This is a genomic window from Novosphingobium sp., assembly GCF_040079535.1.
Taxonomy (GTDB): Bacteria; Pseudomonadota; Alphaproteobacteria; order Sphingomonadales; family Sphingomonadaceae; genus Novosphingobium.
The window spans coordinates 20,667-33,286 of record NZ_JBEBKB010000027.1; the positions used below are offsets into that span (position 1 = coordinate 20,667).

Here is a 12,620-nt window from a genome sequence, read left to right on the forward strand (position 1 = left end):
CGTCTGCGTGGCAGAATTTGGGGGGTAAGCTAAAGTTTCACCGTAACCCGTGCCTTGCAGCGCCGATCCGCGCCAGATGAAGCTGTTGGTGATCGTGAAGCTGCTGGCCGAGCCATAGAGCGGGGCGCTTGGTCATAGTCGATCGCATAGCGCCTTGCATCGCGATAATCTTGATTATTATCAATTACAGGTGCGAAATGGCTGGTCAAATGGCAATATGAATCAAGCAACACTCCTCCTTGCCGCCGCCACGCTCAGCCTGATCCCAGCGACTGCCGCTTTGGCGCAAGACAAACCTGCCGAGGCAGTCACCGCTTATGCCGACATCCGTTACCGGCTTGAGCTGGTCGACCAGAACGGATTGCCCAACGATGCCACGGCATCGACGGTGCGGATCAAGGCCGGGCTGAGAACCATTGAGTGGCATGGCTTTTCGGGCCTGGTTGAGGTTGAGGGCATCGCCTTGCTGGGGAACGAGAGCTTCAACGATACGGTCAACGGTAAAGTGGCCTATCCGGTTGTTGCGGACCGCCCTGATGTGCAGCTGAATCAGGCCTATGTCCGCTGGCGGCCGGATGCACGCTTTGACGTTACGGCGGGACGGCAAGTGATCAATCTGGAAAACCAGCGCTGGGTTGGTTCGGTCGGTTGGCGCCAGAATGACCAGACGCTGGACGCGGTTCGGCTAACCGCGCGTCCGGCCAAAGGGCTGGGGCTGGATTACCTTTATTCCTGGCGGGTCAACCGGGTGTTCGGTCCGGATTCGGCGCAAGGCATCTGGCGCAACACCGATGTGCATTCGGTGCGGGCCACATATGGCATCAATGGTGCCGGCACGCTCTCGGTCTACGGCCTGTGGCTGGATATTCCCGCTTCTGCGGCAATGGGATCGCAGACTTTCGGCGTGCGGATCGCTGGTGAGCGCAAGCTGGGGCATGGGGCATCGCTGCTCTATGCCGCAGAATACGCTCGCCAGCAGGATCAAGGGATCAACCCCAACAGGTTCGGGCTGGATTACTTTTTGTTTGAGCCGGGGCTGAAGCTGGGCGGGCTGACCTTGAAGGGCGGTTTCGAACAGCTGGAAGGCAACGGTACTGTCGCGCTGCAAACCCCGCTGGCCACTTTGCACGCGTTCAACGGCTGGGCAGACAAGTTCCTGACCACGCCGGCAAACGGCCTGCGCGATGTCTATCTGGATGCCAGTTACAAGCTACCGGGCAAAGGCCCGCTGGGCGGATTAACCGTGCGTATCAAATGGCATGATTTCAATTCAAGCGTGGGCGGGCTTGATTATGGCCGCGAATGGGACGCTTCGCTCAGCTTGCCGCTGGGCAATTCAATTTCGTTCACCGCCAAGCTTGCGCGCTATGATGCCAATGCCTTTGCCACCGACACAACCAAGGTGTGGTTCCAGTTCGAGGCAAAGTTCTAGGCTATTCGTCATCCCGGACAGGGTCTGGCCGGGAAAAGGCTTCAAGCGCGGCGCGGTCTACAAGCTTGCCTTGCGCGCCATCCAATTCCAGCCCGTGTTGGCTGAGAATCCCAAAAGCACGGCTGAGGTTTTCCGGGGTCATTCCCAAAAGCGATGCAACCAACCGCTTTTCAGCACGCAACCGAACTGTGCCTGTGCCCCCTTGGCGCCGTTCCTGCTGCAAGACCAGATTGCCCAGTCGCTCGGCTGATTGGCGAAGTTTCATATCGGTCAGCGCGCGAACCATATCGCGATAGGCCAGCGCCAGTTCACGCATGGTGGCCTGCATCAGCGCGCAGTCCTGCTTCACCACTTCGCGCACCAATGCTGCCGGAACCAGCAGGATGCGGGATGGGCCAAGGGTGCGGGCCGACATCAGATAGGGCATATCGGTGACGACCGCGGCCAGGATGAAGCTGGTCACCGGCTCGACAATCCGCATGGTCGTATCACGCCCGGCGCCCGTGGCGTAAAGCTCAACCAGGCCATCGACCAGAACGTGCAGAAAATCGGGATGCTGGCCCAGCTCAAACAGCGTCAGTTGCGGCGGGAAAACCTGCAAGAACGAGCCCGAGAAGATCCGCTCGCGCTGTTCCTCCTGCATCTCGCGAAACAGCGGCAGGTTGGCGATTTCTGGTTTTTCGGCGGGACGCACGTTGGGCATGGCTCCTTTGCTATAGCGCTGGTTTAGCGATCCAATTGATGTGCATCAATCGGTGACTTGATCTTTGTTGAGGCCAATTCCCCTGTAGATCAGCCGCCAGACCAATTATCTGGCTAATCCATGCCGATTTGATCCTGATCAAGCTTCCTGCAAACAGGCAGTCCATTCCCGCGCCATGACATTGCAACAGGCGGGGACATAGCCATGCCACTTCAGCAGACCGTCAGCACCGGACAGCAAAACCGGGCGCTGGGACTCAGCACATTTGCCTTCACCATCTGCTTCGCGGTCTGGACGATCTTCGCGATCATCGGAATCCAGATCAAACAGGACCTGGGCCTTAACGATACCCAGTTTGGCCTCCTGGTCGGCACCCCGATCCTGACCGGATCGCTGGTCCGCCTGTTCCTGGGGGTCTGGACCGATCAGTATGGCGGGCGGATCGTCTTTCTGTTGACAATGCTGGCTTCGGCGATCTCAACCTACCTGCTGACTTTTGCAGACAGCTACGTGATGATGCTGGTTGCGGCGCTCGGGCTTGGCATGGCCGGCGGCGGCTTTGCAGTAGGCATCGCCTATGTTTCCAAGTGGTACCCGCAGGAAAAGCAGGGCTCCGCACTCGGCTTTTTCGGGATGGGTAATGTCGGCGCGGCGGTGACCAAGTTCCTCGCGCCGTGGATCATGGTCGCGATGGGCTGGCAAGCAGTCGCTTTGATCTGGGCATCTGCACTGGCGGTGACCGCCGTGCTGTTTTACGTCTTTGCCAAGGACGATCCGGATCTGGCCGCGCGCAAGATCAGCGGCGAAAAGCCCAAGGGCCTGAAGGAACAGTTGGAGCCGCTCAAGAACGAGCAGGTCTGGCGCTTCTCGCTCTATTATTTCTTTGTCTTCGGCGCATTCGTGGCGCTGGCGCTGTGGCTGCCCAAGTACCTGATCGGGGTTTACGGCGTTGACATCAAAGTCGCTGGGATGCTCGCGGCCACCTTCTCGCTCTCGGCTTCGCTGTTCCGTGCTTACGGCGGAATTCTCTCCGACCGATATGGCGCGCGCAAGATCATGTACGCAACCTTTGGCGTCTCGATGGTCGTGCTGTTCATGCTGTCCTACCCGGCGACCGACTACGTCATCCACGGGGTCAAGGGCGACATCCATTTTGCCACTTCGATGAGCCTGGTGCCCTTCGTGATCGCGGTCTTCGTGCTGGGCTTCTTCATGTCGCTGGGCAAGGCTGCCGTCTATAAACACATCCCGGTCTATTACCCTGATCATGTTGGTTCGGTCGGCGGGCTGGTCGGGCTGGTCGGCGGACTGGGCGGCTTCGTGCTGCCGATCGTGTTTGGCGCAGTCAGCGATCTTACCGGCATCTGGACCAGCTGCTTCATGGTGCTGTTCGCGCTGGTCGCAGTGGCACTGGCCTGGATGCATTTCGCAATTCGTCAGATGGAACAGAAGGCTGCGGGCTTGGACAACCGCTCGTTGCCGCAGTTCCCCGAAATGGCTGGAATCCACGATGCCGATTTGCATCATGAGCATGAGGTCAAATCCAAGCTGATCACGGACTGGCGGCCAGAAGATTCGGCCTTCTGGGAAGAGACCGGCCAGAAGATCGCCAAACGCAACCTCTATATCTCTATCCCCGCGCTGCTCCTGGCCTTCTCGGTCTGGATGGTCTGGTCGGTGGTCGTCGCCAAGCTGCCCCTCATCGGGTTCAACTATACCACTGACCAGCTGTTCTGGCTGGCCGCGCTGCCGGGGCTTTCGGGGGCGACTTTCCGGATATTCTACAGCTTCATGGTGCCGATCTTCGGCGGGCGGCTGTGGACCACGCTTTCCACCGCTTCGCTGCTGATCCCCGCTTTCGGGATCGGCTATGCGGTGCAGAACCCGGAAACGCCCTACTTCATCTTCCTGGTTCTGGCGCTGCTGTGCGGCTTTGGCGGCGGCAACTTCGCCTCGTCGATGTCGAACATCGGGTTTTTCTTCCCCAAGGCACAGAAAGGCAACGCACTGGCGCTCAATGCCGGGCTCGGCAACCTCGGCGTCTCGGTGATGCAGTTCGCGGTGCCGCTGCTGATCACCGCCGGCGTGTTCGGTGCGCTGGGCGGTGACGCTCAGACAACCAAGGACGGCGGCCAGCTGTGGCTGCAGAACGCCGGCTTCATCTGGGTGCCGTTCATCATGGTCTCGACCGTGCTGGCCTGGTTCGGAATGAACGACATCGCCGATGCAAAGGCCAGCTTCGCCGAACAGTCGGTTATCTTCCAGCGCAAGCACAACTGGCTGATGTGCTGGCTTTACACCGGTACTTTCGGTTCATTCATCGGCTTCTCGGCCGGGCTTCCGCTGCTCGCCAAGAGCCAATTCCCCGACGTCAACGTGCTCAAATACGTGTTTCTGGGCCCGCTCGTTGGCGCGATCAGCCGCGCGGCGACCGGCTGGCTGTCGGATCGTTGGGGCGGCGGCAGAGTGACCTTCTGGGTGTTTCTGGGGATGATGGCAGGCTCGCTGAGTGTCATCCACTTCCTTGATACCAAAGACTTCACCGGCTTCCTCGCCAGCTTCGTGTTCATGTTCTTCGTCACCGGCGTCGGCAATGCCTCGACCTTTCAGATGATCCCCGTGATCATGCGCCAGGAAGTGCCGCGGCTGATGCCCGAACTGGATGGCGTGCAGCGCACCCGCCAGGCGGAAAAAGAATCGGCGGCGATAGTCGGCTTCACTTCGGCGATCGCGGCCTACGGTGCCTTCTTCATCCCGCGCGCTTTCGGGATGTCGATCAGCGCCACCGGTACGCCGCATGCAGCGCTCTATGGTTTCCTGGTCTTCTACGCGAGCTGTGCCGTGCTGACCTGGTTCGCCTACACCCGCAAGGGCGGGCTGCTGCACGATGTCGAGCGCAAGATCGCCGCACCCGCCCCCATCGCTCAAGGAGCCCCCGCATGAGCCATCTGCTCGACCGTCTGACTTTCTTCGCCCAAAAGAAAGAGACCTTCTCTGATGGTCACGGCGTAACCACCGGCGAGGCCCGCGACTGGGAGGATGGCTATCGCAAGCGCTGGCAGCACGACAAGGTGGTGCGCTCAACCCACGGGGTGAACTGCACCGGATCGTGTTCGTGGAAGATCTACGTCAAGGGCGGGATCATCACCTGGGAAACCCAGCAGACCGACTATCCCCGGACCCGCCCCGAACTTCCCAACCACGAACCGCGCGGTTGTCCGCGCGGGGCGAGCTATAGCTGGTACATCTATTCGGCGCAGCGGCTGAAATACCCGCTGATCCGCAAGCGGCTGGTCAAGTTGTGGCGCGAGGCGAGGCAGACAATGCCGCCCGTTGCCGCATGGGCCGCGATCCAGGCCGACCCGGTCAAACGAAACAGCTATACCGCGATCCGAGGCCACGGCGGCTTCGTGCGTTCGACCTGGGACGAAGTGAACGAGATTATCGCCGCGGCGAATGCCTATACCGCGAAAAAATGGGGCCCGGACCGGGTCATCGGGTTCAGTCCGATCCCGGCAATGTCGATGGTCTCCTACGCGGCGGGCTCACGCTACCTTTCGCTGCTCGGCGGCACCTGCATGTCGTTCTACGACTGGTACTGCGACCTGCCGCCTGCATCGCCGATGACCTGGGGCGAGCAGACCGACGTTCCCGAAAGTGCCGATTGGTATAATTCGGGTTTCCTGATGATGTGGGGATCGAACGTCCCCCAGACCCGCACGCCGGACGCGCATTTCATGACCGAGGCCCGCTATCGCGGCACCAAGGTTGCGGTGGTCAGCCCTGACTATGCCGAGGCGACCAAGTTCGCCGACCTGTGGCTAAACCCCAAGGCGGGCACCGATGCGGCGCTGGCCATGGCGATGGGCCACGTGATCCTGCGCGAGTTCCACCTTGATCGGCAGGTGCCCTATTTCGAAGACTATTGCCGCAAATATTCGGACATGCCGATGCTGGTCCGGCTGGTCGAACAGGACGGCAGGCTGGTTCCCGAACGCTTGCTGCGCGCCAGCGATTTCAAGGACGACCTGGGCGAGAGCAACAATCCCGATTGGAAATGCGTCGGAATCGACGAGGTCAGCGACGATGTGGTCGCACCTTCGGGCACGGCCGGCTTCCGCTGGGGTGAAAAGGGCAAGTGGAACCTTGAGGAAAAGGATGGCCAGGGCCGCGACGTAAAATTGCGGATGACCGCGATCCTCGACAAGGACCACGATGAAGTGGTCGAGGTCGCCTTCCCCTATTTCGGCAACCGTGAGCATGACTATTTCGAAGGCACCGACCACCCCGAAGTGCTGCTGAAGCGCGTTCCGGTGCGCGAACTGGAGCTAAAGGAAGGCCGCGCCTTCGTTGCCACCGTGTTCGATCTGTTCTGTGCCAATTACGGCCTCGACCGGGGCCTTGGCGGGGAACATGTCGCGCGCGATTTTGGCGACAACTCACCCTATACACCGGCCTGGGCTGAGAAGATCACCGGCGTTCCCGCCGATACGATCATCACCGTGGCACGCGAATTCGCCGCCAATGCCGAGGCCACCAATGGCAAGTCGATGGTGATCCTGGGGGCTGGGCTCAACCACTGGTACCACATGGACATGAGTTACCGGGGGATCATCAATCTTTTGGTGATGTGCGGCTGCGTGGGCCAATCGGGCGGGGGCTGGGCGCACTATGTCGGCCAGGAAAAGCTGCGTCCGCAAACCGGCTGGCTGCCGCTGGCCTTTGGGCTCGATTGGAGCCGCCCGCCGCGGCAGATGAATTCGACCAGCTTCTTTTATGCGCACACTGACCAGTGGCGCTACGAAACGTTGGGGGTCAGCGAGATCCTTTCCCCCACTGCGCCAAAGGGCGATTGGGATGCCAGCCTGATCGACTACAACGCCCGGGCCGAGCGGATGGGCTGGCTGCCCTCTGCCCCGCAGCTCAAGACCAATCCGCTCGAAGTCGGCAAGGCAGCCAAGGCATCGGGCATGGAACCCAGGGACTATGTCGCCCAAGCGCTCAAGGCCGGCGATCTGGAAATGTCGTGCTTCGATCCCGATGACGAGGCCAACTGGCCGCGCAACATGTTCGTCTGGCGTTCGAACCTGCTTGGCTCATCGGGCAAGGGCCACGAATACTTCCTCAAGCATCTGCTTGGCACCGCGCACGGGGTGCAGGGCAAGGATCTGGGCGAAATGGGTCACCAGAAGCCCAAGGAAGTGAAGTGGCACGACGAAGCGCCCAAGGGCAAACTCGACCTGCTGGTCACGCTCGACTTCCGGATGTCGACCACTTGCGTCTATTCCGACATCGTCCTGCCTACTGCTTCCTGGTATGAAAAGGACGATCTCAACACCTCTGACATGCACCCCTTTATCCACCCGCTGTCGGCGGCAATCGACCCGGTGTGGGAATCAAAGAGCGACTGGGACATCTACAAGGGTATTGCCAAGACCTTTTCTGAAGTGGCTCCTGAAGTGCTGGGGGTGGAACAGGACCTGGTGCTGGTGCCGATCCAGCACGATAGCCCGAACGAGATCGCCCAGCCCCTTGAGGTGTCCGACTGGGGGCTGGAAGATGCCGTGCCGATCCCCGGCAAGACCATGGCCAATGTCGCGCTGGTCGAGCGTGACTATCCGAACCTCTACAAGCGTTTCACCGCGCTGGGCCCATTGATGGACAAGCTTGGCAACGGTGGCAAGGGCATGTCGTGGCAGACCGGCCGCGAAGTGGAAGGCCTGCGCAGGCTCAACGGCACGGTGACCGATGAAGGCCCGACCAAGGGCATGGCCAAGATCGAGACCGCGATCGATGCCTGCGAAGTGCTGCTGATGCTGGCCCCTGAAACCAACGGCGAGGTTGCGGTCAAGGCATGGGAATCGCTCTCGACCTTTACCGGGCGCGAGCATGCCCATCTGGCGCTGCCCAAGGAAGACGAGAAAATCCGTTTCCGCGATGTTCAGGCCCAGCCGCGCAAGATCATCTCCTCGCCGATCTGGTCGGGTCTGGAAAGCGAGCATGTCTGCTACAACGCCGGCTACACCAACGTCCACGAACTGATCCCCTGGCGCACCCTGACCGGGCGGCAGCAGCTATATCAGGACCACAAATGGATGCGCGCCTTTGGCGAGGCGCTGTGCCTCTATCGCCCGCCAATCGATACCAAGGCGGTCAAGCCAATGCTCGAAAAGGCCGATGGCCAGCGGCACGTGGTGCTGAACTTCATCACCCCGCACCAGAAGTGGGGGATCCACTCGACCTATACCGACAACCAGCTGATGCTGACGCTTTCGCGCGGCGGGCCGATCGTCTGGATGAGCGAAAAGGATGCCGCCAAGGCGGGTCTTGTCGACAACGACTGGGTTGAAACCTTCAATGCAAACGGCGCGCTGGTTGCCCGTGTGGTGGTTTCGCAGCGCATGAAGGAAGGCACTCTGTTTATGTATCATGCCCAGGAAAAGCATGTGAACGTGCCCGGATCACCGCTGACCGGCCAGCGCGGCGGCATCCACAATTCGGTGACCCGGGCGATCCTGAAGCCCACCCATATGATCGGCGGCTATGTCCAGCAAGCCTACGGCTTCAACTACTATGGCACCGTCGGTTCGAACCGCGATGAATTCGTGATCGTCCGCAAGCTCAGCAAGGTTGACTGGCTCGAAGATGAACTGGCCGCCGGGGAGACCGTAGCATGAAGGTCCGCGCACAAATCGGCAAAGTGCTGAACCTCGACAAGTGCATCGGCTGCCACACTTGTTCGGTCACCTGCAAGAACGTCTGGACCAGCCGCGAGGGCATGGAATACGCCTGGTTCAACAATGTCGAGAGCAAGCCCGGTGTGGGTTATCCCAAGGACTGGGAAAACCAGAAGCGCTGGAACGGTGGCTGGGAACGCACTGCGGCGGGCTCGATCCGGCCCAAGATGGGAGGCAAGTGGCGGCTGCTGGCGAAGATTTTCGCCAACCCCGATCTGCCCGAAATCGACGACTATTACGAACCTTTCACGTTCGATTACGGCCACTTGCAAAGCGCGCCCGAAAGCAAGGCCTTCCCCACCGCACGCCCCCGCAGCCTGATCACCGGCGAACGGATGGAGAAGATCGAAGGCGGTCCCAACTGGGAGGAAATCTTGGGTGGCGAATTTTCCAAGCGGTCGCAGGATTACAACTTCGAAGGCGTCCAGAAAGAGATCTACGGCGAGTTCGAAAACACCTTCATGATGTATCTGCCGCGGCTTTGCGAGCACTGCCTCAATCCGACCTGCGTCGCGGCCTGCCCATCGGGCTCGATCTACAAGCGCGAGGAAGACGGGATTGTCCTGATCGATCAGGAAAAGTGCCGCGGCTGGCGGATGTGCATCTCGGGCTGTCCGTACAAGAAGATCTATTTCAACTGGAAGAGTGGAAAGAGCGAGAAATGCATCTTCTGCTACCCGCGGATCGAGGCGGGCGAGCCGACCGTTTGCAGCGAAACCTGCGTCGGGCGGATCCGCTACCTGGGTGTGATGCTCTATGACGCCGACAAGATCGAGGCGGCGGCCAGCACTGAACACGTCGAGGACCTCTATCAGGAACAGCTCGACATCTTCCTCGATCCCAATGACCCGGCGGTGATCGAGCAAGCCCGCAAGGACGGCGTGCCCGACAGTTGGCTGGAAGCCGCTCGGCATTCGCCGGTGTGGAAGATGGCGATGGAATGGAAAGTCGCATTCCCGCTCCACCCCGAATACCGTACCTTGCCGATGGTCTGGTATGTTCCGCCGCTATCGCCGATCAACAATGCGGCCAGCGCGGGCAAGATATCGGCCCGCAACGGCATGCCCGATGTGCGCAGCCTGCGGATCCCGCTCAAGTACCTCGCCAACCTGCTCACTGCCGGCAAGGAAGCCCCCATCGCCGACGCGCTTGAACGGATGCTGGCGATGCGCGCCTATATGCGCGGCAAGACGGTGGACGGCGTGGTCAACGAAGAGATCGCCCGCGAGGTTGGCCTGACCGGCCAGCAGATCGAGGACATGTACCACGTGATGGCGATCGCCAACTACGAGGACCGCTTCGTCATCCCCAGCGGGCACCGCGAAGTTGCCGACGACATGTACGAAGAGCGCGGTGGCTGCGGCTTCTCGCTCGGCAATGGCTGCTCGGGCGGCACCAGCGGTGCCAACCTGTTTGGCGCTCCGGCCCGCAAGAAACTCCAGACCCCTTCGGAGGTATTCTGATGAACACGACCTTGCGTGTCCTCTCCGCGCTGCTGCGCTATCCCGACGAGGCTGTTCAACAAGCCGCGCCGGTGTTTTCGGCGCTGCTCGCTGAAGGCGGATTGCTGACCCCCGATCAGTGCGTGGCCCTGGCTCCGCTGATCGACCGGCTGGTCCACGATGACCTGCTCGATTGCCAGGAAGCCTATGTTGTGCTGTTCGATCGGGGGCGGGCGCTGTCGCTTCACCTGTTCGAACACGTCCACGGCGAAAGCCGCGATCGCGGGCAGGCGATGGTTGACTTGCGCGACCGTTATGAAGCGCAGGGGCTGGAGATCGAGGCCAAGGAACTGCCCGATTACTTGCCGCTGTTCCTTGAGTATCTCTCGGTCCTGCCGCCCGCGCAAGCGGCTGAAGAATTGGCCCAGCCGGGGGTAATCATCTCCGCGCTGGCGCAGCGGCTGGAGGAAAAGGACACTCCCTATGCTGCGCCGATGCGGATCCTGGCAGACCTGGCCGGAGCCGGGGGCGAAGCTTTCGTGATCGCTCCGGCGGACGATCCCGATGATCTGGCCGCGCTCGACGCCGCTTGGGAGGAAGAGCAGATCCGCTTCGACAGTCCTGCTGCCCCAGGCAGCGCCGAATGCCCGCAAGTGGCCGCGATGGTCGATCGCATTCTCAATCCCGCACCTGTCAGGAGCCCGATCCATGGCTGACTTCCTCCACCATCTGCTGTTCGGGATCTATCCCTACATCGCGCTGGCCGTTCTCGCGGTGGGATCGGTGATCCGCTACGACCGCGAGCCCTATTCGTGGCGAGCCGGTTCCAGCCAGCTTCTGCGACGCAAGCAGCTGATGATCGGTTCGGTGCTGTTCCACCTGGGCGTGCTGGTGATCTTCCTGGGCCATGTCGGCGGGCTGCTTACCCCAATCGCGATCTGGGACGCGCTGGGTGTGCCGCACGGCGCCAAGCAATTGCTGGCGATGGTCGCCGGCGGGGTCGCCGGGGCCATCGCGATCATCGGCGCGACGCTGCTGATCCATCGCCGCTTTTTCGATGCGCGGGTCCGCGCCGCCTCCAGCTTCAGCGACAACCTGGTGATCTTGCTGCTGTGGGTCCAGCTCGCGCTGGGGCTGGCGACCATCCCGGTTTCCGCGCAGCATCTTGATGGGCACGAGATGGTCAGGTTCATGGAGTGGGCGCAAGGCGTGTTCACCTTCCGCGCCGGGGCATCGGATCTGATCCGCAACGTTGCGCCGGTGTTCAAACTGCACCTGTTCCTGGGCCTTACGATCCTGCTGATCTTCCCCTTCACACGGCTGGTCCATATGCTTTCGGCACCAGTCCGGTATGTCTGGCGATCGGGCTATCAAGTCGTGCGTTCGCGGAAGTTGGCGTCATGAGCGCCGATCCCGTTATTGTCGGCGGACGCGAGATCTCCGCCGCCGATATCGCCGCCGAGGCGCAGAACCATCCTGCCCCTAGCGCCGAAGCGGCCTGGGAAGCGGCCGCAGAGGCCTTGGCGATCCGCCAGTTGCTGGTCGACGAAGCCGAGCGGCTCGAGCTTGATCCAGGCGAGATCCGCGATGAAGCAGGGCAGCCGTTGACCCGCGAAGATGCGCTGATCGACGCACTGCTGGCGAGCGAGATCCAGACCCCCAAGGCCGACGAGGCAACTTGCCGCCGGTTCTTCGATCACCATCCAGAGCGCTTCACTGCGCCGCTGCTGGTCGAGGCCGCGCATATCCTGATCGAGGCCGATCCGGCGGATGACTTCGCGATGGGCCTGGCTACGGGCGATGCCCGCACGCTGATCCGCGCACTAGAACAGGATCCCTCGCGGTTCGCAGAACTGGCCCGGACCCGTTCGGCCTGTCCTTCGCGTGAGCAGGGCGGCAATCTCGGCCAGGTTCAGGCCGGGCAGATGGTCAGGCCCTTCGAGGAAGCACTGTTCGCGCTGCCTTCCGATGCGCTTTGCCCCAATCCGGTGCGCAGCCGCTTCGGCGTCCACGTCATCCGCTCAGGCCACAGGATTGCGGCCAAACCCCTGCCTTTCGAGGCCGTGCGGGCGCTGATCGCCGAGTACCTTGAAGAAGCCAGCTATCGCCGCGCCGTGGCGCAATACATCGCGATCCTGGCTGAGCAAGCCGGGGTCAGCGGCGTGGAGCTGGCGGCCTAGGATGCAGAAAGCCCTTCACGATGGCCACGGCAGCCGGTTTGAGTGCCTGCGGCTGTTGCTGGCCGATGCCTGCGGGTACCGTAACCCGGAATTGCAGTGAAAGTTGGCTCTCAGCTGACCGCCACC

At 61.4% G+C, this 12,620-nt stretch carries 8 protein-coding genes; 7 read left to right on the forward strand and 1 reads right to left on the reverse strand.

What is annotated here, in order from left to right; genetic code table 11:
- The first annotated feature begins 217 nt into the window (after positions 1–217).
- Positions 218–1,432 (forward strand): hypothetical protein, encoded by a 1,215-nt coding sequence (locus tag ABL914_RS09615; protein ID WP_391562959.1) that lies wholly within the window; start codon positions 218–220, stop codon positions 1,430–1,432.
- A gap of 1 nt (position 1,433) precedes the next feature.
- Here the strand turns inward: ABL914_RS09615 and ABL914_RS09620 are convergent, their stop codons facing one another.
- On the reverse strand, positions 1,434–2,135 hold the full coding sequence (locus ABL914_RS09620; protein ID WP_391562960.1) for a cyclic nucleotide-binding domain-containing protein: 702 nt from the start codon (positions 2,133–2,135) through the stop codon (positions 1,434–1,436).
- 204 nt (positions 2,136–2,339) lie between these two features.
- Between ABL914_RS09620 and ABL914_RS09625 the strand changes: the two genes are divergently transcribed.
- Genes ABL914_RS09625 through ABL914_RS09650 form a run of 6 tightly spaced genes read left to right on the forward strand, consistent with a single transcriptional unit; the run spans position 2,340 to position 12,494 of the window.
- Complete coding sequence (locus ABL914_RS09625) at positions 2,340–5,078, forward strand: nitrate/nitrite transporter (RefSeq protein ID WP_391562961.1); 2,739 nt, start codon at positions 2,340–2,342, stop codon at positions 5,076–5,078.
- Entirely contained in the window at positions 5,075–8,812 is a 3,738-nt protein-coding gene (locus ABL914_RS09630; protein ID WP_391562962.1) for a nitrate reductase subunit alpha, read from the forward strand. Before ABL914_RS09625 ends, ABL914_RS09630 begins: the two co-directional genes overlap by 4 nt.
- Positions 8,809–10,335 (forward strand): nitrate reductase subunit beta, encoded by a 1,527-nt coding sequence (narH, locus tag ABL914_RS09635; protein ID WP_391562963.1) that lies wholly within the window; start codon positions 8,809–8,811, stop codon positions 10,333–10,335. The genes ABL914_RS09630 and narH overlap by 4 nt, the downstream gene beginning before the upstream one ends.
- On the forward strand, positions 10,335–11,030 hold the full coding sequence (gene narJ / locus ABL914_RS09640) for a nitrate reductase molybdenum cofactor assembly chaperone (protein ID WP_391562964.1): 696 nt from the start codon (positions 10,335–10,337) through the stop codon (positions 11,028–11,030). The genes narH and narJ overlap by 1 nt, the downstream gene beginning before the upstream one ends.
- Positions 11,023–11,718 (forward strand): respiratory nitrate reductase subunit gamma, encoded by a 696-nt coding sequence (gene narI, locus ABL914_RS09645; RefSeq protein WP_391562965.1) that lies wholly within the window; start codon positions 11,023–11,025, stop codon positions 11,716–11,718. Before narJ ends, narI begins: the two co-directional genes overlap by 8 nt.
- Positions 11,715–12,494 carry a peptidylprolyl isomerase gene (locus tag ABL914_RS09650; protein WP_391562966.1) on the forward strand — a complete coding sequence of 260 codons (780 nt, stop codon included), beginning with the start codon at positions 11,715–11,717 and terminating at the stop codon, positions 12,492–12,494. Before narI ends, ABL914_RS09650 begins: the two co-directional genes overlap by 4 nt.
- Positions 12,495–12,620 lie beyond the last annotated feature (126 nt).

Bases quoted from the DNA above. Each gene is read 5' to 3' on its own strand.
- ABL914_RS09615 (WP_391562959.1), top strand. From the start codon at position 218: ATGAATCAAGCAACACTCCTCCTTGCCGCCGCCACGCTCAGCCTGATC.
- ABL914_RS09620 (WP_391562960.1), bottom strand. From the start codon at position 2,135: ATGCCCAACGTGCGTCCCGCCGAAAAACCAGAAATCGCCAACCTGCCG.
- ABL914_RS09625 (WP_391562961.1), top strand. From the start codon at position 2,340: ATGCCACTTCAGCAGACCGTCAGCACCGGACAGCAAAACCGGGCGCTG.
- ABL914_RS09630 (WP_391562962.1), top strand. From the start codon at position 5,075: ATGAGCCATCTGCTCGACCGTCTGACTTTCTTCGCCCAAAAGAAAGAG.
- narH (WP_391562963.1), top strand. From the start codon at position 8,809: ATGAAGGTCCGCGCACAAATCGGCAAAGTGCTGAACCTCGACAAGTGC.
- narJ (WP_391562964.1), top strand. From the start codon at position 10,335: ATGAACACGACCTTGCGTGTCCTCTCCGCGCTGCTGCGCTATCCCGAC.
- narI (WP_391562965.1), top strand. From the start codon at position 11,023: ATGGCTGACTTCCTCCACCATCTGCTGTTCGGGATCTATCCCTACATC.
- ABL914_RS09650 (WP_391562966.1), top strand. From the start codon at position 11,715: ATGAGCGCCGATCCCGTTATTGTCGGCGGACGCGAGATCTCCGCCGCC.